Annotated in this window: 17 protein-coding genes and 1 tRNA gene; 7 read left to right on the top strand and 11 right to left on the bottom strand. The window is 68.3% G+C overall.

The features are described from left to right. Positions 1-2: 2 nt before the first annotated feature. Both BM109_RS39495 and cysM read right to left on the bottom strand, forming a co-directional pair. Positions 3-584, bottom strand: a complete 582-nt coding sequence (locus BM109_RS39495; RefSeq protein ID WP_093355688.1) for an NUDIX domain-containing protein — start codon at positions 582-584, stop codon at positions 3-5. A 75-nt stretch (positions 585-659) separates the two neighbouring features. Next, complete coding sequence (gene cysM, locus BM109_RS39500) at positions 660-1568, bottom strand: cysteine synthase CysM (protein ID WP_093355690.1); 909 nt, start codon at positions 1566-1568, stop codon at positions 660-662. A gap of 129 nt (positions 1569-1697) precedes the next feature. Here cysM and BM109_RS39505 point away from each other — a divergent pair. From BM109_RS39505 to BM109_RS39520, 4 genes are all read left to right on the top strand, one after another. Beyond that, positions 1698-1782 (top strand) — tRNA-Leu (locus BM109_RS39505). Positions 1783-1806: 24 nt separating this feature from the next. Beyond that, complete coding sequence (locus BM109_RS39510; RefSeq protein WP_177239583.1) at positions 1807-2481, top strand: RNA polymerase sigma factor; 675 nt, start codon at positions 1807-1809, stop codon at positions 2479-2481. Then, complete coding sequence (locus BM109_RS39515) at positions 2478-3512, top strand: FecR family protein (RefSeq protein WP_093355695.1); 1035 nt, start codon at positions 2478-2480, stop codon at positions 3510-3512. Before BM109_RS39510 ends, BM109_RS39515 begins: the two co-directional genes overlap by 4 nt. 91 nt (positions 3513-3603) lie before the next feature. Continuing rightward, on the top strand, positions 3604-6108 hold the full coding sequence (locus BM109_RS39520) for a TonB-dependent siderophore receptor (RefSeq protein WP_256223101.1): 2505 nt from the start codon (positions 3604-3606) through the stop codon (positions 6106-6108). On the opposite strand, the gene BM109_RS39525 is transcribed toward BM109_RS39520, so the two are convergent. Next, positions 6105-7040: an SDR family oxidoreductase gene (locus tag BM109_RS39525; RefSeq protein ID WP_093355701.1), complete on the bottom strand. Its 936-nt coding sequence runs from the start codon at positions 7038-7040 to the stop codon at positions 6105-6107. The genes BM109_RS39520 and BM109_RS39525 overlap by 4 nt on opposite strands. Positions 7041-7104: 64 nt before the next feature. Here BM109_RS39525 and BM109_RS39530 point away from each other — a divergent pair, with 64 nt between their 5' ends. Together BM109_RS39530 and BM109_RS39535 are read left to right on the top strand one after the other, a co-directional pair. Then, positions 7105-8169 carry a CDP-6-deoxy-delta-3,4-glucoseen reductase gene (locus BM109_RS39530; protein WP_093355702.1) on the top strand — a complete coding sequence of 355 codons (1065 nt, stop codon included), beginning with the start codon at positions 7105-7107 and terminating at the stop codon, positions 8167-8169. Between the two features lie 73 nt (positions 8170-8242). Further along, positions 8243-9226, top strand: a complete 984-nt coding sequence (locus tag BM109_RS39535; RefSeq protein ID WP_093355703.1) for a Bug family tripartite tricarboxylate transporter substrate binding protein — start codon at positions 8243-8245, stop codon at positions 9224-9226. An 85-nt stretch (positions 9227-9311) separates the two neighbouring features. Here the strand turns inward: BM109_RS39535 and BM109_RS39540 are convergent, their stop codons facing one another. The 8 genes from BM109_RS39540 to BM109_RS39575 all read right to left on the bottom strand — a co-directional run bounded on the left by BM109_RS39540 (position 9312) and on the right by BM109_RS39575 (position 18634). Next, the gene (locus BM109_RS39540; RefSeq protein WP_256223103.1) at positions 9312-10088 is read right to left on the bottom strand and encodes an ABC transporter ATP-binding protein; all 777 of its coding nucleotides are present in this window, start codon (positions 10086-10088) and stop codon (positions 9312-9314) included. Position 10089: 1 nt separating this feature from the next. After that, positions 10090-10866 carry an ABC transporter ATP-binding protein gene (locus tag BM109_RS39545; protein ID WP_093355770.1) on the bottom strand — a complete coding sequence of 259 codons (777 nt, stop codon included), beginning with the start codon at positions 10864-10866 and terminating at the stop codon, positions 10090-10092. Between the two features lie 17 nt (positions 10867-10883). Continuing rightward, positions 10884-12092 (bottom strand): branched-chain amino acid ABC transporter permease, encoded by a 1209-nt coding sequence (locus BM109_RS39550; RefSeq protein ID WP_093355706.1) that lies wholly within the window; start codon positions 12090-12092, stop codon positions 10884-10886. A 14-nt stretch (positions 12093-12106) separates the two neighbouring features. Further along, positions 12107-13036 (bottom strand): branched-chain amino acid ABC transporter permease, encoded by a 930-nt coding sequence (locus tag BM109_RS39555; protein WP_093355708.1) that lies wholly within the window; start codon positions 13034-13036, stop codon positions 12107-12109. Positions 13037-13277: 241 nt separating this feature from the next. Continuing rightward, entirely contained in the window at positions 13278-14570 is a 1293-nt protein-coding gene (locus BM109_RS39560) for a replication-associated recombination protein A (RefSeq protein ID WP_093355710.1), read from the bottom strand. Between the two features lie 27 nt (positions 14571-14597). Then, on the bottom strand, positions 14598-15236 hold the full coding sequence (lolA, locus tag BM109_RS39565) for an outer membrane lipoprotein periplasmic chaperone LolA (RefSeq protein WP_093355712.1): 639 nt from the start codon (positions 15234-15236) through the stop codon (positions 14598-14600). A 155-nt stretch (positions 15237-15391) separates the two neighbouring features. Further along, entirely contained in the window at positions 15392-17824 is a 2433-nt protein-coding gene (locus tag BM109_RS41770) for a DNA translocase FtsK (protein WP_093355715.1), read from the bottom strand. Positions 17825-17959: 135 nt separating this feature from the next. Next, complete coding sequence (locus BM109_RS39575) at positions 17960-18634, bottom strand: Crp/Fnr family transcriptional regulator (RefSeq protein WP_057595021.1); 675 nt, start codon at positions 18632-18634, stop codon at positions 17960-17962. Positions 18635-18822: 188 nt separating this feature from the next. Between BM109_RS39575 and trxB the strand changes: the two genes are divergently transcribed. Beyond that, the gene (gene trxB, locus BM109_RS39580; RefSeq protein ID WP_057595022.1) at positions 18823-19782 is read left to right on the top strand and encodes a thioredoxin-disulfide reductase; all 960 of its coding nucleotides are present in this window, start codon (positions 18823-18825) and stop codon (positions 19780-19782) included. The last annotated feature ends 4 nt before the right edge of the window (positions 19783-19786 follow it).

The raw sequence follows: 19786 nt of genomic DNA on the forward strand, positions 1-19786 counted from the left end.
GCTCAGGCTCCCTTGCCGACGGGCGGCTCGGGCGGCAGGTTCAGGCCGCGGCGGCGTTCCTCGTTCTCGGCCGCGGTGAAGAACACCGGCTCGTGGCCGCGCGTGCGCAGCCAGTCGGCCAGCGCATAGCCGGTGCCGGCGGGCCAGCACTTGAGGTCGGGCAGGTCGTAGAGGCGGTAGTCGACCAACTCGGGCGAGAGCTTGACCTCGCCATCGGCCACCACGTGGTAGGCGATGATGACCTGGTTCATGCGCTGGAAGTCGTAGGCGCCGACGATCTTGGTGGCGCTCACGTCGAGGTTGGTCTCTTCCTTGACCTCGCGCGCGATGCCTTCCTCGGGCGTCTCGGCGGCCTCCATGAAGCCGGTGATCAGCGCGAACATCTTGCCGGGCCAGGCCGCGTTGCGCGCCAGCAGCACCTGGCCGCGGTACTCGACGATGGCGGCCAGCACCGGCGTCGGGTTGTTCCAGTGCGTGTGGCCGCAGTTGGGGCAGCGCAGGCGCTCCTTGGGGCCGCCGTCTTCCATCAACGCGATCCATTCGAGCGGCGTGGCGCAGACCTGGCAGAACTTGGGATGGGGCATGGGGTGGCTCTTGTTCTTTCTTGTCTCGTTCCGGGGAACCGCCGGCGCGCCGCGTGGCGCACCGCGGTGCTGGCATCAGGCGGGGAAGACGCCGGTCGACAGGTAGCGGTCGCCGCGGTCGCAGACCACGAACACGATGGTGGCGTTCTCGACCGTGTTGGCGACCTGCAGCGCCGCCCACAGCGCGCCAGCGGCCGAGATGCCGCCGAAGATGCCCTCTTCGCGCGCGAGGCGCCGGCACATCTCCTCGGCATCGTCCTGGCTCACGTTGATCTCCTGGTCGACGCGGCTCGGGTCGAAGATCTTCGGCAGGTATTCGGCCGGCCACTTGCGGATGCCCGGGATGCGCGAGCCTTCGGCCGGCTGCGCGCCGACGATGCGGATCGCGGGGTTCTTCTCCTTGAGGAAGCGCGACACGCCGGTGATGGTGCCGGTGGTGCCCATGGCGCTCACGAAGTGCGTGACCTTGCCCTGCGTGTCGGCCCAGATCTCGGGGCCCGTGGTCTCGTAGTGGATGCGCGGGTTGTCGGGGTTGGCGAACTGGTCGAGCACGCGGCCCTTGCCCTGCGCCACCATCTGCTCGGCGAGGTCGCGCGCGTATTCCATGCCGCCGCTCTTGGGCGTGAGCACGAGCTCGGCGCCGAAGGCCTTCATGGTCTGGGCGCGTTCGATCGAGAGGTCCTCCGGCATGATCAGGACCATGTGGTAGCCCTTGATGGCCGCGGCCATCGCGAGCGCGATGCCGGTGTTGCCCGAGGTGGCCTCGATCAGCGTGTCGCCGGGCTTGATCTCGCCGCGCTCCTCGGCGCGCTTGATCATCGAGAGCGCCGGGCGGTCCTTGACCGAGCCGGCGGGATTGTTGCCCTCGAGCTTGCCGAGGATCACGTTGTTGCGCCGTGCGTTCTCTTCGGCGTTGATGCGCTGCAGCGCGACCAGCGGCGTGCGGCCGATGGCGTCTTCGATGGTGGGGTACTTGTGGGTCATGACTGCGTCCGGTCTGCCGCGCGGGAGGCGCTGGATTCCGCCCCGGAGGGTAGCGGATATACGAAAGAAGGAGCTTTTGGACGGTTCATCATTCCACTGTGCCATAATTTTGGGCTTCCTTCCTGCCGTGCCCGGGTGGTGAAATTGGTAGACGCAGGGGACTCAAAATCCCCCGCCGCAAGGCGTGCCGGTTCGATTCCGGCCCCGGGCACCACACACGGCAGCGACCTTTGCCGGCTTGCGCATCCGCAGCCGAACCACCGCGCACTCGCGGTGCGTTTCTATAATCCGGCCCCAATCCGTCCGCCTCGCGCTTCAGATCCAGCCGCCGCCACATCTCGATTCGAGAAGGATTCCTGCAATTTCCCTGGCTGGAATCGATGTGCCCGCGCGCTATTACAGAGAACTGCTGAACTTCTGCCTCCGCACGGTCAATGACCGCGAGGTGGCCGCCGATGCACTGCAGGAAAGCTATGCCCGCGTGTTGGCGCTCCAGCATCCCGTCGAACAGCCTCGCGCCTTCCTGCGCAAGGTGGCGCAGAACGTCCTGCGCGACCACTGGCGCGCGGAGAAGGTGCGCAACGCGGTGTTCTCCGAGCGCGCGGACCCCGCCGCGCTTCGCCCGGACGACGATGCCGGACCTGCGGACGAACCGGCCGCGCCCTCCTCCTGGCAGCCCGAGGAACGCGCCGAGGCGCGCCAGCGCCTGGCGCTGCTGCAGCGGGCCATCGACGGCCTGCCCGAGAAGCAGCGCGAGGCCTTCCTGCTCTACCGCTTCGAGGAACTGCCGCATGAAGAGATCGCGCGTCGCATGAACATCTCCGTGCGCATGGTCGAACGCCATCTCCAGCTCGCGCTGCTGCATTGCAAGCGGCAGGTGCAGGGCGAGCCCACGCCGCCGCGCGACGCATGAACAGCCCGCCCCGCCCCCAAGCGCCGGACGACGATGCGCCGCCCACCGCCGTGGAAGCCCAGGCGCTCGACTGGTTCTTCCGCCAGCAGCACCGCGCGCTGCCGGCGCGCGAGCAGGCGGCGTTCGAGGCCTGGCTCGCGGCCTCGCCCTACCATGCGCGCGAGTACGCGCAGCTGCAGGCGGTGTGGCGCGACATGGCGCAGTTGCCGGCCGCCGCGCGCCAGCCGGTGCCGAGCCCCGCCCTCGTTCGCGCCCCGGTCCGCGCGCGCTCCACGGCGACGCGCCCGGCCTGGCACTGGGGCGCCGCCGCGTTCGCCGCCTGCGCCGTCCTCGCGCTGGCCGGCTGGGCCGGCTACCAGCACATTCCCGTCGAGTCGCAGACCCTCGCCAACGGCCCGCGCGAGGTAAGGCAGCTCGTGCTGGCCGACGGCACCCGCATCCGCGCCAATGTCGGCACCCGGCTGGCCGTGCGCTACACCCTGGCCCGGCGCGAAGTGCGGCTGGAGCGCGGCGAGGCCTTCTTCGAGATCGGCGAGGACCGCCGCCCCTTCGCCGTGGTCTCGGGCACGGCGCGCATCCGCGACATCGGCACCGAATTCAACATGCTGGCGCTGCCCACGCTGCTGCAGGTGGGCGTGAGGAGCGGGCGCGTGGCCCTGACGCCCGACACCGCGCGGCCTGGCGTCGAACGGGAACTGGGTGCCGGCGACACGGCGAGCATCGACCTCGCGGCCGGCACGGCGGCCGAGCCGGTGGTCGTCCAGGGTGCCGCCGACGCGGTCGGCAGCTGGCGCGACGGCATGCTGATCGTCGAGGCCGAGCCGCTGGCGCGCGTGCTCGAGAAGCTGGCGCGCTACCGCACGGGCGCGGTGACGCTCGACGGCGCGGTTGGCACCCTGCAGGTGTCCGGAACCATCGACCTGCGCCGCCCCGACGCCTTCCTGCGCGCGCTGCCCGACCTGCTCCCCGGCGTGCAGCTGCACTGGCAGCCGGACGGCGCGGTGTCGATCGGCGCCGCACGCCGCTCCTGAGCACCTGAATTTTTTTCCGACCCGACATTCGGGTGCGCGCGACTGGCACGTCTAGACAGGTAAGCACCTTGTCTTACCTGGAGGAGAAAGCATGACAGTCCGTGGCACTGCCACCCGCGCCATGGGGGGCGCCACTTCGGCGCGCCGCCCCGGCCCGCCGTTCGGTTCGTTGCCGCCGTCGGCACGCCAGGGGACGTTGGCCCTCGTGCTGGCGGCCCTGTTCGCCGGCCCGGCCGCCGTCCATGCGCAAGCCCAGGCCACGCCCGTGGTCACGTTCCGGGTCGAGGCCGGCACGCTGGGCCAGGCCCTGACGCAGATCGGCCAGCAGGCCCGCATGCAGGTGCTGTTCAGCCCGGCCCTGGTGGCCGGCCGCAGCGCACCCGCGCTCAGCGGCACCCTCAGTGTCGAACAGGCGCTGACGCGGGTGCTGGCCGGCAGCGGGCTGGTCGCGCGCCGCTCCGAAGGCGGCTTCGTCGTGCAGCGGCCGGCGCAGGACGCCGGCGCCGGCGAACTCGCGCCCGTCACCGTGACCGCGCCGACCGATGCCGGCGCCACCACCGAGGGCACGGGCTCCTACACCGCCCGGATCACGGGCGCCGGCACGCGCATGGACCTGACGCTGCGCCAGACGCCGCAATCGGTCAGCGTGGTCACGCGCCAGCAGATCGAGGACCAGAACCTGGTCTCGCTCGACGACGTGCTGCGCCAGACGCCCGGCATCGTCGCCGACCGGCTCGACGAGCGCGTGAGCTTCACCTCGCGCGGCTTCGAACTGAGCCAGATGATCGACGGCATCCCGACGCTGGCCTTCACCAGCGTGGCCGGCGAGCCGAGCATGGTCGGCACCGCCATGTACGACCGCGTGGAAGTCGTGCGCGGCGCAGCCGGCCTGCTCAACGGCGTCGGCACGCCGGGCGGCTCGATCAACCTGGTGCGCAAGCGGCCCACCACCGAGCTGTCGGGCTACGTGCAGGGCGGCTTCGGTTCGTGGAACCGCTACGGGGCCGAGGCCGACATCGGCGGCAAGCTCAACGAGGCGGGCACGCTGCGCGGTCGCGTGGTGGCCTCGCGCACCGACGGCGACACCTTCACCGACTACAAGAAGCGCCGGCAGGACCTGTTCTACGGCGTGGTCGAGGCCGACCTCGCGCCGCGCACGACGGTGGCGCTGGGCTACGAGCACCAGAAGAACGCGATCACGGGGGCCAACTTCGGGCAGTCGCCGCTTTACTATGCCGACGGCTCGCGGACGCGGCTGCCCGTGTCCTTCAACTCCAGCGCGCCCTGGAGCTACTGGAACATGACCACCGACCGCGTGTTCCTGAACCTCGAGCACCGGCTGGACAACGGCTGGCGCGTGAAGGCCGAGGCGGCCAGCGTGAAGAACCAGCGCGAGCGCGCGGGCGGCGACCTCTGGCTCTATCCCTCGGCCTTCGATCCGCTGACCCAGGAAGGCGTGCTCGACCGCGGCTACAACCCGGCCGAGGGCCGCAACAAGTCGTTCGACCTCTATGCCACCGGGCCCTTCGAGCTGTTCGGCCGCACGCACCAGGCCAGCGTTGGCCTCAACGTGAACCGCTACAGCTACTCGGTGTTCGGCAGCAGTTCGACCCTCGACGGCTCCGACCAGGTGCCGGTCGCACTCTACGGCATCGCGGCCGCGCCGCAGGCAGCGTTCGTTTATCCGAATTTCCGCTTCGGCGAGCAGACGCAGCAGCGTGCACTCTACGGTTCGGTGCGGCTGCGGCCGACCGACGCGCTGGCCGTGGTCGTGGGTGGCCGGGTCACCTGGTACCGCAACCGGGGCTACTCGACCAACTGGGCCGATGGCATCCCGAGCACCACCGACGCGCCGCCGCAGCGCGAGAACGGCGTGTTCACGCCTTACGTGGGCGTGGTCTACGACCTGAGCCGGGAGTTCTCGGCCTATGCGAGCTACACCGACATCTTCCAGCCCAACACGTCCAAGGACACGAACAACAACGTGCTCGATCCGAAGCGCGGCCACAACATCGAGCTGGGCCTGAAGGGCGAGCACCTCGACGGCCGGCTCAACACCAGCTTCGCGGTGTTCCGCACCGAGGAAGACAACCTGGCGGTGGAGATCCCCGGCGCACCGCCGCTGGCGGACGGCACGATTCCGACGCGCGCCGTGAAAGGCGCGCGCACCCGGGGCTTCGAGGCCACGGTATCGGGCGAGCTCGCGAAGGGCTGGCAGCTCATGGGCGGCTACACCTACAACGCCAAGCGCGATGCCGAGGGCGCGCTGCTCAACACCTCCCTGCCGCGCCGCATGCTGCGCATCTCGACCAGTTACCGCCTGCCCGGCGACTGGAGCCGGCTCACCTTGGGCGGCAGCCTGAGCTACCAAAACGGCATCTACTTCGACGAGAACTACGGCCTCGGCCGCGCCACCCAGGGCAGCGTGACGCTGATCGGCCTGATGGCGCGCTACGAGTTCAGCCGGCAGCTGAGTGCGAGCCTCAACATCGAGAACCTCGGCGGCAAGCGCTACTACGCGGGACTCGGCGGCTACAACGGCTACACCGAGGGCACGCCGCGCAATGCGTGGCTGAAGCTGCAGTACAAGTTCTAGCCGGCGTTCTCGCGCAGCCCCGTGTGCACCGTCGGATGCGCGAGCCGCACGCGCAGCTCGCGCTTGAGCCGCGTGTTGTCGAGCCGGCGCGATTCGCCCATGAAGCTCAGCAGTTGCAACGGCAGCTGGCGCTCGGCCTCCTCGCGCGCCACCCGCGGCGGGCGCGGCATGCCGTAGAGGTCGGCCGCGAGGTCGATGTAGTCGCCCATGCGCAGCTCGGTGTCGTCCGAGGCATGCACGATGCGCTGCGGTCGGCCGCGGAACAGCGCCGCGATGCAGGCCCGCGCGAGGTCGTCGGCGTGGATGTGGCTGGTGTAGACATCGTCCTCGCGCCGCAGCACCGGCGTACCGCGCTGCAGCCGCTGGCGCGGCGTGCCGCCCTCGCGGTCGGGTGCGTAGATGCCCGGGATGCGCAGGATGCTGGCGCGCACGCCCGTGCTGCGGCCGAACCAGCGCACGGCGCGCTCGGCATCGACGCGCCGGTGGCTGCGCGGCGTGTCGGGGCGCACGGTGCGGGTCTCGTTCACGCGCGCGCCGCCGCAATCGCCATAGACGCCGCTGGTCGAGCCGTAGACCAGCGCATCGGGCAGGCCGCGCAGCCGCAGCGCGCGCACCAGCGCGGCGGTGCGCTGGTCGCGCCACCAGGCCGAGCCGCTGTCGCGCGGCGGCGGCGCCAGGTGCAGCACACGCGTGCCCAGCGCCGAGAGGCGGCGCAGGGTCTTGGGATCGTCGAGATTGCCGATCAACGGCCGGATGCCCGCGGCCCGCAGGTCGGGCACGCGCTCGGCCGAGGAGGTGAGCGCCACCAGCGACACGCGCCCGCGCAGATCGCGCGCCACGCGCTGGCCGACGTCGCCGCAGCCCACGATCAGGAGGCGTGCCCGGCGGAAGCGCGCCGGCAGCGCGCCGGAGGGGCTATGGATTGAAGGCAAAATTCGGGTTCCCTTTTCTTTTTCAGCCCCCATGTAACGGGCTGATCCAAGCCGAAGAATACCGATGACTGTTGCAGCGCCGCATGAGGCGGGCTTTTCCATCACCGTCGAACCCAGCGGCCGCCATTTCGCGGCCCAAGGCGACGAAACCATCCTCGCTGCCGGCATCCGCCAGGGCATCGGCCTGCCCTATGGCTGCAAGGACGGCGCCTGCGGCTCGTGCAAGTGCCGCAAGCTCTCGGGCGAGGTCGAGCTCGGCCCGCACCAGAGCAAGGCCCTGAGCGCGGAGGAACAGCTCGCGGGCTTCGTGCTGACCTGCTGCGCCCGCGCGCGCAGCGACGTGGTGCTCGAATCGCGCCAGGTGACCGAGGCCGGCGCCCATCCGATCCGCAAGATGCCGGTGCGGGTGCTCGCGCTCGCGCGCAAGTCGCACGACGTGATGCAGGTGCGCCTGCAACTGCCGGCCGGCGAGCCGCTGCAGTTCTACGCGGGGCAGTACGTGGAATTCATCCTGCGCGACGGCGCGCGCCGCAGCTACTCGATGGCCAATGCGCCGCACACGCTGGGCGAGCCGGGCACCGGCATCGAGCTGCACCTGCGCCACCTGCCGGGCGGCAAGTTCACCGACCACGTGTTCCTCACCATGAAGGAAAAGGAGATCCTGCGCATCGAGGGTCCCTACGGCAGCTTCTTCCTGCGCGAGGATTCCGACAAGCCGCTGATCCTGCTGGCCTCGGGCACGGGCTTCGCGCCGATCAAGGCGCTGCTCGAGCACATGAAGTTCAAGGCCATCGACCGCCCCGCCACGCTCTACTGGGGCGGCCGCCGGCCCGGGGACCTCTACATGGACGACTGGGTGCGCGAGCAGCTCGCCCAGATGCCGAACCTGCGCTACGTGCCCGTGATCTCCAACGCCACGCCCGAAGACAACTGGACCGGCCGCACCGGCTTCGTCCATGCCGCGGTGCTGGAGGACTTCGCCGACCTCTCGGGCCACCAGGTCTATGCCTGCGGAGCGCCGATCGTGGTCGACTCGGCCAAGCGCGACTACGTGGCGCTGGCGGGGCTGCCCGAGGAAGAGTTCTTCGCCGACGCGTTCACCACCGAAGCCGACAAGGCACTGCCCTGAAGCCGGTGGCTCGGCGCGCCGGCTAGGGATAGCCACGCTGCAAGCACCGCGCGGCGCGCCGACAATCCGGGGCATGACAACCCGCAAGACCTTCCTCGCCACCCTCGCCCTCTCCACGCTCGCCCTGGCCACCGGCACCCCCGCCCTGGCCCAGCAGCAGCGCCCGATCCGCCTCGTCGTGCCCTACGCGGCCGGCGGCCCCATCGACGTGACGGCGCGCGCGCTGGCCGAACGCGTGCGCGACACGCTCGGCGGCCCGGTGATCATCGACAACAAGCCCGGCGCGGGCGGCAACATCGGTGCCGACATCGTCGCCAAGGCCGCGCCCGACGGCCTGACCATCGGCATCGCGGCCACCGCCACCAACGCGGTGAACCCCTGGCTCTACAGCAAGATGCCCTTCAACGCGGCGACCGACTTCGCGCCGATCACGCAGATGGTCCGCGTGCCCAACGTGCTGGTGATGAACGCCGAGACCGCGCAACGCCTGAAGATCGCCACGCTCAAGGACCTGATCGCCTACGCCAAGGCCAACCCCGGCAAGCTCAACTACGGCAGCGGCGGCAACGGCAGCGCCGGCCATCTGGCGGGCGAGATGTTCAAGAAGGCGGCCGGCATCTTCGCGGTGCACATCCCCTACAACGGCGGCAACCCGGCGCAGCTGGCGCTGGTGTCGGGCCAGGTCGACTTCAACTTCGACAACCTCGCCACCGCCGCGCCCAACATCCGCTCGGGCAAGCTCAAGGCGATCGCCGTGACCACCCTGCAGCGCAGCAGCGCCCTGCCCGAGGTGCCGCCGGTGTCGGACACGCTCAAGGACTTCTCGATCGACACCTGGTGGGGCCTGGTCGCGCCGGCCCACACGCCGCCCGAGGTGGTCGCCAAGCTCAACCATGCCTTCGTCGACGCACTGAACGCGCCGGAGACCAAGTCGCGCTTCGCGCTGCTGCTGGCCGAGCCGGTGGCCAGCACGCCCGCGCAGTTCGGCGCCTTCATGAAGAGCGAGCTCGGCAAGTACGAGCAGGTGGTGAAGGCCACGGGCGCGAAGGTCGACTGAGCTCGCACCCACAAGACAAAGGGCGGCCGGTGCCTCGCACCGCCGCCCTTTTCGTTGCGCGGCCTCGAAAGGCCCGCCGTGCCGCCTACTCGCCCAGGTATGCCGCGCGCACCTTCGGATCGCTGAGCAGCCCCTTGGCATCGCCCGACATGGTGATCAGGCCCGATTCCATCACGTAGCCGCGGTCGGCCAGCTGCAGCGCGCGGTTGGCGTTCTGCTCGACCAGCAGGATGGTCACGCCCTGCGCGGCCACGGCCTGCACCACCTCGAAGATCTTGTCGCACATGATCGGCGACAGGCCCATGGTGGGTTCGTCGAGCAGCAGCACCTTGGGGCGTGCCATCAGCGCGCGGCCCATGGCCAGCATCTGCTGCTCGCCGCCCGACATCGTGCCGGCCAGCTGGTCCTTGCGCTCGCGCAGCCGCGGGAAGGTCACGAACACGCGCTCCATGTCGCTCGCGATGCCGGCCTTGTCCTTGCGGATGTAGGCGCCGATCTGCAGGTTCTCGGTGATCGTCATGCGCGTGAACACGCCGCGGCCCTCGGGCACCATCACCAGGCCCTCGCCCACCAGGTCCCAGGCTCCGCGGCCCTTGATGCTGCGGCCCAGGAACTCGATGTCGCCCGCGCCCGCGGGCAGCGTGCCGGTGATCGCCTTCATGGTGGTGGTCTTGCCGGCGCCGTTGGAGCCGATCAGCGAGACCAACTCGCCCTCGCGCACCTCGAAGTCCACGCCCTTGACGGCCTGGATGCCGCCGTAGCCCACCTTCAGGCCGCTGACCTTGAGCAACACGTTGCCGACGGCCTTGCGTTGCGAAGCGCCCGCCGCGACTTCCTCTTGGGTTTGCACTGCTGCGCTCATCTCAATGTCCTCCGGTGCCGAGGTAAGCCTCGATCACCTTTTCGTTCTTCTGTACGTCCGCCGGCGTGCCTTCGGCGATCTGCTTGCCGTAGTCGAGCACCGTGACGCGGTCGCACAGGCCCATGATCAGCTTCACGTCGTGCTCGATGATCAGGATCGTGCGGTCGTCGCGGCGGATGCGGTCGATCAGCTCGCGCAGCTGGACCTTCTCGGTCATGTTCATGCCGGCCGCGGGCTCGTCGAGCGCGATGAGCTGCGGGTCGGTGGCCAGGGCGCGCGCGATCTCGAGGCGGCGCTGGTCGCCGTAGCTCAGGGTGCGCGCCTTGTAGTCGGCGAACTTGCCGATGCCCACGTAGTCGAGCAGTTCCTGCGCGCGCTGGGCGATGGCCTTCTCCTCGGCCTTGAAGGACCCGGTGCGCAGCATCGCGCCGACCACGCCGGAGCGGGTGCGGATGTGGCGACCGACCATCACGTTCTCGAGCGCCGTCATCTCGGCGAACAGGCGGATGTTCTGGAAGGTGCGCGCGATGCCGGCCTTGGCCACCTCGTGCACGGCCGTGGGCTGGTAGGGCTTGCCGGCGAGCTCGAAGCTGCCGCTGTCGGGCGTGTAGAGCCCGGTGATGACATTGAAGAAGGTGGTCTTGCCGGCGCCGTTGGGGCCGATCAGGCCATAGACCTGGCCGCGCTGGATGGTGATGCCGACGTCGGACAGGGCCTGCAGGCCGCCGAAGCGCTTGGAGATGCCGCGAACGTCGAGGATGGTGTCTGCCTTGCTCATGGGATGCGTCTCCTCGCTCACGGATTGATCGACATGGGACGCGAGGCCGCACCGGGCAGCTCGTCGGCCGGGGTGTCGACGCCCGGTGCGTGGGTCTGCAGCGAGCCCGGCGCCACGGTGGCGTGGGCCGGATCGACCGGCACGCCGCCCTTGCGCTGAAGCGTCTTGCCGTGCTCGGGCGAGGGCCACAGGCCGCGCGGGCGCACCAGCATGATGACGATCATGGCCAGCGCGATGAACAGCTGGCGCAGGATGGAGGCGTCGAGGCGGCCGTCGGTCAGCGCCTGCAGCGGGCCGGCGACGTAGCGCAGCACCTCGGGCAGGGCCGCCAGCAGCACGGCACCCAGGATCACGCCGGGCAGGTGGCCGATGCCGCCGAGCACGACCATGGCGACGATCATCACCGACTCCATGAGGCTGAACGACTCGGGCGAGACGAAGCCCTGGAAGGCCGCGAACATGGAACCCGACACGCCACCGAAGCTCGCGCCCATGCCGAAGGCCAAGAGCTTCATGTTGCGGGTGTTGATGCCCATCGCCTTGGCGGCGATCTCGTCCTCGCGGATGGCCATCCAGGCGCGGCCGATGCGCGAGACCTGCAGGCGGTGCGAGATCACGATGGTGACCACCACCAGCGCGAGGAACAGGTAGTAGTACAGCGTGACCGAGGAGATGGTGAAGCCGTCGAACTTCCAGGCCTTGCCCAGGTCGAGACCCCAGAACTTGATCGAGTCGATCGAGGTGATGCCCTTGGGACCGTTCGTGATGTTGATCGGCTGGTCGAGGTTGTTCAGAAACACGCGGATGATTTCGCCGAAGCCCAGCGTGACGATCGCGAGGTAGTCGCCGCGCAGCTTCAGCGTGGGCGCGCCCAGCAGCACGCCGAGCAGCGCCGCGAACACGAAGGCCAGCGGTATCACGATCAGCAGCGAGGTGTGCAGGCCGTTCGGGAAGGTGGCCTTGAACCACTCGAAGGTCTCGGACAGGTGGCCCGAGCCCATGAGGGCGTAGAGGTAGGCACCGACCGCGAAGAAGGCGACGTAGCCCAGGTCGAGCAGGCCGGCGTAGCCGACCACGATGTTCAGGCCCAGTGCGAGCAGCACGTAGAGCAGTGCGATGTCGGCGATGCGCACCCAGGCGTTGCCCTGGCTTTGCAGCAGCAGCGGCAGCGCGAGCACGGCGATGACGCCGACCAGGTAGAGCGCGAGGTTCTTGCTGTTCTTCATGATGGCAAGCTCCTTCACGCGCGATCGGCCACGCGTTCGCCGAGCAGGCCAGCGGGGCGCAGCGTGAGCATCACAATCAGCACGATGAACGCGAAGATGTCGCTGTAGTTGCTGCCGAGCACGCCACCGGTGAGGGTGCCGATGTAGCCCGAGCCGATGGCCTCGATGAGCCCCAGCAGGATGCCGCCGACGACCGCGCCCGCGAGGTTGCCGATGCCGCCGAACACGGCCGCGGTGAAGGCCTTGAGGCCGGGCAGGAAGCCCATGGCGTGCTGCGCGATGCCGTAGTTGGAGGCGTACATCACGCCCGCGATGGCCGCGAGCACGGCACCGATGATGAAGGTGGCCGAGATGACCATGTCGGGGCGGATGCCCATCAGCGCGGCCACGCGCGGGTTCTCGGCGGTGGCGCGCATCGCGCGGCCGAGCTTCGTGTAATTGACCAGCCACATGAGGATGGCCAGCGAGACCGCGGTGACGCCGAGGATCATCACCTGCGTCGGCGAGATGACGGCGCCGGCGATGTGGATGGGGTCCGAAGGCAGCAGGGTCGGGTAGGCCTTGTTGGTGGGCTTCCAGATGATCATCGCCAGCGTCTGCAGCAGGATCGACATGCCGATGGCGGTGATCAGCGGTGCGAGCTTGGGCGAGTTGCGCAGCGGCCGGTAGGCGACCTTCTCGATCACGAAGTTCAGCGTGGCGGCGACGACGCACGCGATGACCAGCGCGATGATCAATATCAGCCAGCCCGGCGTGCCGGGCATCGACGACTGCATGAGCCCGATGATGGACCAGCTCGTGAGCGCCCCCACCATGAGCACTTCACCGTGCGCGAAATTGATCAGATTGATGATGCCGTACACCATGGTGTAGCCCAAGGCTATCAAGGCATACATGCTGCCGAGAACCAGACCGTTGATGATCTGCTGCAGCAAAATGTCCATAAAGAAGATTCCTCTGTGTTGCACCGTTGCGGGGTGCCATTCACCCACCGTGGCACCGGTTTGGCGCCTTGGCTTGACAAGCAAAAAACCAGCCAGCATGTGGTGGCCGCCGATTTAGTGGGCGGGATTGTAGTCACGGGCCAGCGCCTATTTGGTGCGCATCGACGGGGGTTTACCCGCTGACGTCATGCGCTTTGCGCTTGTATCCATGCACGTCTTGCGTGCATGCCGCAAGGGCGTATCAGTCGCCCTGTTCAGCGTTTCGGCGCCGCAGTTCGCGCAGCTTCTCGCCGATGCGGATCTCGAGTCCGCGATCGACCGGTTCGTAGAAGACCTGGCCCTGCAGGCCGTCGGGCAGGTACTGCTCGCCGGCCGCGAAACCGCCCTCCTCGTCGTGCGCATAGCGGTAGCCCTTGCCGTAGTCGAGCTCCTTCATGAGCTTGGTCGGGGCATTGCGCAGATGCATGGGCACGGGCCGCGTGCTGTCCTTCTTGACCAGCGCGCGCACCGCGTTGTAGGCCGTGTAGACCGCGTTCGACTTGGGCGCCATCGCGAGGTAGACCACGCACTGGGCCAGCGCGAGTTCGCCCTCGGGCGTGCCCAGGCGCTCGTAGACCTCGGCCGCGTCGAGCGCGAGCCGCAGCGCGCGCGGATCCGCCAGGCCGATGTCCTCGCTCGCCATGCGCACCAGCCGGCGCGCCATGTAGCGCGGGTCGGCGCCGCCGTCGAGCATGCGCACGAACCAGTAGAGCGCGGCATCGGGGTCGCTGCCGCGTACGGATTTGTGCAGCGCGCTGATGGTGTCGTAGAACTGCTCGCCGCCCTTGTCGTAGCGCCGCATGCGCTCGCCGAGCACGCGCATCAGCCATTCGTCGCCGATGGCCTCGAGCTTCTCGGCGCGTGCCGCGACGGCCAGCGTCTCGAGCGTGTTGAGCAGCCGCCGCGCATCGCCGTCGGCATAGGCGATCAGGCGATCGAGCGCTGCGTCCTCGATGGCGGGCAATGCATTGATGGCCTGCGCCTTGGCGACGATCTGCTTGAGGTCGGCCTCGCCGAGCGACTGCAGCACGTAGACCGCGGCCCGCGAGAGCAGCGCCGAGTTGACCTCGAACGACGGGTTCTCGGTGGTGGCGCCGATGAAGGTGAAGAGGCCCGACTCGACGTGCGGCAGGAAGGCGTCCTGCTGGCTCTTGTTGAAGCGATGCACTTCGTCGACGAAGACGATGGTGCGCCGCTGCTCGAGCCCGTCGCGCGCCGCGGTCGCGCGCTCGACCGCCTCGCGGATGTCCTTCACGCCACCGAGCACCGCGCTGATGCTCAGGAACTGCGCATCGAAGGCATCGGCCATCAGGCGCGCGATGGTGGTCTTGCCGGTGCCGGGCGGGCCCCAGAGGATGCACGAATGCGGCTGGCCCGACTCGAAGGCGATGCGCAGCGCCATGCCGGGCCCGAGCAGGTGCTGCTGGCCGATGACTTCACCGAGCGTGCGCGGACGCAGGCGCTCGGCCAGGGGTTGATGCGAGCTGACGGCCAAGAGCGGGATGAGCGAGTGAGGGGTGGATTACTGCTTGACGACGTCCGCGCCGGTGGGCACCTTGAAGTCGAAGGTGGCGGCGGGCAGCGCGGGGTTGACCTCGACCTTGCTGAACTTGAGCACCGAGCGCTGGCCGAAGCTGTCGAGGATCTCGAGCGCCGCGAGCGCGTCGCCCTGGAAGCCGACCTGCACGTTCTGCAACTGGCCGTCCTTGTTCTTCGGCGTGGCCTTGACCCATTGCAGGCCGTCGCGCTCCGGTCCTGCTTCGAGCGCGAAATCGGCCTGCAACGCGCGCAGGTCGGGCGCGGCGGCGATCAGGGCCGCGGGCGTCGAACCCAGGGCCTGCGCCTGCGCGCGCTGCGTGACCTGGTTGAGGTCGGCGTCGTAGAGCCACAGCGTCTTGCCGTCGGCCACGATGCTCTGCGCGAAGGGCTTCTTGTAGTCGAACTTGAAGCGGCCGGGCCGCTGAAATTCGAAGGTGCCGCTCGAGGTCTTCACGCGGCCGGCCTGGCCGTCGCGCGGCGGCGCGGTCACGGTCTGGGTGAAATCGGCGCGGCCGGACTTGGCGGACTTGACGAAAGCCTCGAGGCTTTCCATGCCGCCGGCCCATGCATGGGCGCCACAGGCGAGGAGAAGGCCGGCGAGCAGCCAGGGACGAGTCTTCATTTTTTCAAACCTTCGAAGCTGAACACCGCATCGACCTTACCCCGGCGGCCATGGCCGCCCTTGTAGGGCTTGATGAAGATTTGCAAGGGGCAGCGAGCTTGTGCAAGCCGTATCTCAACACGTAACGGAATGGACGCGGGATCGCGCGGGAGCGCCTATTCGGCGCGCGCGGGCACGAGGATCTCGCGCTGGCCGCTGCCGCTCATGGCGCTCACCAGGCCGGCCTTCTCCATGTCCTCGACCAGCCGCGCCGCGCGGTTGTAGCCGATCTTCAGGTGGCGCTGCACCAGCGAGATGCTGGCCTTGCGGTTCTTGAGCACCACCTCGACCGCCTGGTCGTACATCGGGTCCTTCTCGCTGTCGCCGCCGCCGCCGAGCAGGTCGCCGTCACCGTCGCCATCGACCGTGCCGCCTTCGAGCACGCCCTCGATGTAGTCGGGCTCGCCCTGGCTCTTGAGATAGGCCACCACGCGATGCACTTCCTCGTCGCTCACGAAGGCACCATGCACGCGGATCGGCAGACCGGTGCCGCTGGGCATGTAGAGCATGTCGCCCATGCCCAGCAGCGCCTCGGCGCCCATCTGGTCGAGGATGGTGCGGCTGTCGATCTTGCTCGAGACCTGGAACGCGATGCGGGTCGGGATGTTGGCCTTGATGAGGCCGGTGATCACGTCGACGCTGGGCCGCTGCGTGGCCAGGATCAGGTGGATGCCGGCGGCGCGCGCCTTCTGCGCGAGGCGGGCGATCAGCTCTTCGATCTTCTTGCCGACCACCATCATCAGGTCGGCGAGCTCGTCGATCACGACCACGATGTGCGGCTCGCGACGCAGCGGCTCGGGGTCGTCGGGCGTCAGGCTGAAGGGGTTGTAGATGAACTCCTCGCGCGCCTTGGCCTCGTCGATCTTGGTGTTGTAGCCCGCGAGATTGCGCACGCCGAGCTTGCTCATGAGCTTGTAGCGGCGCTCCATCTCGGCCACGCACCAGTTGAGGCCGTGCGCGGCCTGGCGCATGTCGGTGACCACCGGCGCGAGCAGATGCGGAATGCCTTCGTAGACCGACATTTCCAGCATCTTCGGGTCGATCATGAGCAGGCGCACGTCGCGCGCCTCGGCCTTGTAGAGCAGGCTCAGGATCATCGCGTTGATACCCACCGACTTGCCCGAACCGGTGGTACCGGCCACCAGCACGTGCGGCATCTTCGCGAGGTCGGCGACCACGGGGTTGCCGATGATGTCCTTGCCCAGGCCCATCGTGAGCATCGACTTGCCCTCGTTGTAGACCTGCGAGCCGAGGATCTCGCTGAGCTTGATCGACTGGCGCTTGGCGTTCGGCAGTTCGAGTGCCATGTAGTTCTTGCCGGGGATGGTCTCGACCACGCGGATCGACACCAGCGAGAGCGAACGCGCGAGGTCCTTCGCGAGGTTGACGATCTGCGAGCCCTTGACACCGGTGGCGGGCTCGATCTCGTAGCGCGTGATGACCGGGCCGGGCGAGGCGAGCACGACGCGCACCTCGACGCCGAAGTCCTTGAGCTTCTTCTCGATCATGCGCGAGGTCATCTCGAGCGTGTCGGCCGAGACGGTTTCCTGGCGGCTCTGGGCGGCATCGAGCAGGTCGACCTGCGGCAGCTTGTTGTCGGGCAGCTCCTTGAACAGCGGCTTCTGGCGCTCCTTGGCGACGCGGTCGCTCTTGGGCACCTCGGTCATCGCGGGCTCGATCTGCACCGGCGGCGACGCGGGGCGGCGCTTGGCGCGCGGCTCGATGCGCAGGTCGTCCATGTCGGGCGCGGTGGCAGGTTGGTCGCCGTCGATCGAAGGTTCGATGGCGCCGCGCGGCACGTAGGCGGGTTCGTCGTCGACCTCGGCGCGGCGCTCGCGCACGGCCTTCTTGCCCAACGCGATGTCGGCGGCGACCTCGCGCTTTTCGCGCCGCGATTCGAACAGCGAATACACGCGCGCGCCGATGCGTTCGGCGATCTGGCTCCAGGAGAAGCGGAACACCAGCGCCGAACCGATCACGCCGCCGGCGATGGCCACCAGCGCGGAACCGGTGAAGCCCATCCAGCGCACGCTCGCGGGACCGACCAGCAGGCCGATGGCGCCGCCGCCCGAGCCGGGCAGGTGCGATTCGAGCCGGTACAGGCGCGACCACTCGAGCATGGTGCTCGCGCACAGCAGCAGCACGAGCCCGAACCAGAAGGCCAGGCGGCTGCGGTTGAAGCGGCCGCGCGGTACCGGATCGCCCTGCGGACCGGTCTCGCCGCCGCGCATCCAGCTCGCGAGCGAGGACAGCCAGGCGCGCAGCCCGGCCGCCAGGCACCACCAGACCGAATAGCCGGCCAGGAAGTAGCTTCCATCGGCCACCCAGGCGCCGATGCGGCCGCCCCAGTTCTTGATCTCGCCGCCGGTGCCCGAGGTCGACCAGGCCGCATCGGAGGGCGTGAAGCTCAGCATGGCGAGCAGCCAGAACAACAGCGCCGCGAAACCGGCGATCAGGGTGATCTCGTGGGCGAAGCGCATGGCCCGCACACGCACGGGCGCACCTTCGCCGGCCGTGGAAGAGTGAAGCGTATTGAGCGAATAGGTCATGAAATACTGGCGGCCAGACCGGCAGCATGCGGGTCTGGCGGCACGAACACTACAACGAAAAGGGCCGCGGCTATTCTGCCGCGTCCACGGGCCGCGGCAGTTTCGCTCACACCTTCTTTCACGCCCCGTGCCGGCTCAGGCCAGCGACAGCAGGCGCTCCTTGACGATCATCGAGCCGTCCTCGAGGGTCTGCACGAAACCGCGCTCCTCGAGATCCTTCATCACGCGGCTCACCATCTCGCGCGAGGCGCCGACCATCTTCGCGAGGTCCTGGCGCGAGATCTTCTCGCGCACCTTGAGGTTGCCGGCGCCATCGTCGACCGCGAACTCGAGCAGCGAGCGCGCGACGCGGCCGTAGACGTCCATCAGCGCGAGCGACTCGATCTTGCGGTCGGCATGGCGCAGGCGCTGCACCAGGCCGCGCATGATGTTGTAGGCCATCGAGGAGTTCTCGGGCAGGCAGCGCGCGAAGGCTTCGCGGCCCAGCATCAGCACGTCGCACTGGATCTCGGTGCGCACGGTGGCCGAGTGCGGCTCGTCGTCGATCAGGCTCATCTCGCCCAGATAGTCGCCGGGATGCAGCGTGGCCAGGATGACCTCGCGGCCGCGGCTGTCCGCGCTGGTCACGCGCGCTCGCCCCGTCAGGATGATGTAGAGCGCATCGGACTTCTTGCCCTGCTCGACCACGACCTCCGCGCGCTTGAAACGCTTCTTGATGATCGCATCCGCAATGCTTGCGGACTGCGAAGGAGTCAGCGACGCGAACAGCGGAACGCGCCGGAGCAATTCAAGGTTGGACAGCATCGACATTCATTCAATCCCTGGTACCGCGCGCTCCTGCGGTCGGGCCATCGGCGCGCCGATGGATTACTACAATCGCGCGCATTGAAAACACCGTGCACTCGGTGGTTGATCCGAGCGGCGATACTCCCCATGTATCGCTACCACCCTCAAAATGTACACGCTGAATCAGCGCAATTCCTAGGTTTTTACGCACCATGTCCGCTTCCCAACATGCCAAGGTTTTAATTCTGGGCTCAGGTCCCGCCGGTTATACGGCTGCCGTTTATGCGGCGCGTGCAAATCTTCAGCCTTTGCTGATTACCGGCATGGCACAGGGCGGGCAATTGATGACGACCACCGAGGTCGACAATTGGCCGGCCGATGTGCATGGCGTGCAGGGTCCCGACCTCATGCAGCGTTTTCTGGAGCATGCCGAGCGCTTCAAGACCCAGATCGTGTTCGACCACATCAACAAGGTCGACCTGAGCAAGCGCCCCTTCACGCTCACCGGTGACAGCGGCACCTACACCTGCGATGCGCTCGTGATCGCCACCGGCGCGTCGGCCAAGTACCTGGGCCTCGAATCCGAGCAGAAGTTCATGGGCCGCGGTGTTTCGGGTTGCGCCACCTGCGATGGATTCTTCTATCGCGAGCAGGAAGTCTGCGTGATCGGCGGCGGCAATACCGCGGTCGAAGAAGCGCTTTATCTTTCGAATATCGCGAAAAAAGTAACGCTGGTGCATCGCCGCGACAAATTCCGCGCGGAACCAATCCTGATCGACAAGCTTCACGAAAAAGAAGCCGAAGGCAAAATCGAACTGAAAGTACACAATACGCTCGATGAAGTCCTGGGCGACGATTCCGGCGTGACCGGCATTCGCATCAAGAACACGCAGACCGGCGCGACCGAGCAGATCGACCTCAAGGGCTGCTTCATCGCGATCGGCCACCATCCGAACACGGACATCTTCCAGGGCCAGGTCGACATGAAGGACGGCTACATCGTCACGCGCTCGGGCCTGCAGGGCTTCGCCACCATGACCAGCGTGCCGGGCGTGTTCGCCGCCGGCGACGTGCAGGACCACATCTACCGCCAGGCCATCACCAGCGCCGGCACGGGCTGCATGGCCGCGCTCGATGCGCAGCGCTTCCTGGAGCAGGACGGCACGCTCTGAGCCG

The organism is Variovorax sp. PDC80 (assembly GCF_900115375.1).
Classification (GTDB): Bacteria; Pseudomonadota; Gammaproteobacteria; order Burkholderiales; family Burkholderiaceae_C; genus Variovorax.

What these genes read in the sequence shown, in the direction of transcription:
- BM109_RS39495 (WP_093355688.1), bottom strand. Translation starts at nt 584, where the DNA reads ATGCCCCATCCCAAGTTCTGCCAGGTCTGCGCCACGCCGCTCGAATGG.
- cysM (WP_093355690.1), bottom strand. Translation starts at nt 1,568, where the DNA reads ATGACCCACAAGTACCCCACCATCGAAGACGCCATCGGCCGCACGCCG.
- BM109_RS39515 (WP_093355695.1), top strand. Translation starts at nt 2,478, where the DNA reads ATGAACAGCCCGCCCCGCCCCCAAGCGCCGGACGACGATGCGCCGCCC.
- BM109_RS39520 (WP_256223101.1), top strand. Translation starts at nt 3,604, where the DNA reads ATGACAGTCCGTGGCACTGCCACCCGCGCCATGGGGGGCGCCACTTCG.
- BM109_RS39530 (WP_093355702.1), top strand. Translation starts at nt 7,105, where the DNA reads ATGACTGTTGCAGCGCCGCATGAGGCGGGCTTTTCCATCACCGTCGAA.
- BM109_RS39535 (WP_093355703.1), top strand. Translation starts at nt 8,243, where the DNA reads ATGACAACCCGCAAGACCTTCCTCGCCACCCTCGCCCTCTCCACGCTC.
- BM109_RS39540 (WP_256223103.1), bottom strand. Translation starts at nt 10,088, where the DNA reads ATGAGCGCAGCAGTGCAAACCCAAGAGGAAGTCGCGGCGGGCGCTTCG.
- BM109_RS39545 (WP_093355770.1), bottom strand. Translation starts at nt 10,866, where the DNA reads ATGAGCAAGGCAGACACCATCCTCGACGTTCGCGGCATCTCCAAGCGC.
- BM109_RS39550 (WP_093355706.1), bottom strand. Translation starts at nt 12,092, where the DNA reads ATGAAGAACAGCAAGAACCTCGCGCTCTACCTGGTCGGCGTCATCGCC.
- BM109_RS39555 (WP_093355708.1), bottom strand. Translation starts at nt 13,036, where the DNA reads ATGGACATTTTGCTGCAGCAGATCATCAACGGTCTGGTTCTCGGCAGC.
- lolA (WP_093355712.1), bottom strand. Translation starts at nt 15,236, where the DNA reads ATGAAGACTCGTCCCTGGCTGCTCGCCGGCCTTCTCCTCGCCTGTGGC.
- BM109_RS41770 (WP_093355715.1), bottom strand. Translation starts at nt 17,824, where the DNA reads ATGACCTATTCGCTCAATACGCTTCACTCTTCCACGGCCGGCGAAGGT.
- BM109_RS39575 (WP_057595021.1), bottom strand. Translation starts at nt 18,634, where the DNA reads ATGTCGATGCTGTCCAACCTTGAATTGCTCCGGCGCGTTCCGCTGTTC.
- trxB (WP_057595022.1), top strand. Translation starts at nt 18,823, where the DNA reads ATGTCCGCTTCCCAACATGCCAAGGTTTTAATTCTGGGCTCAGGTCCC.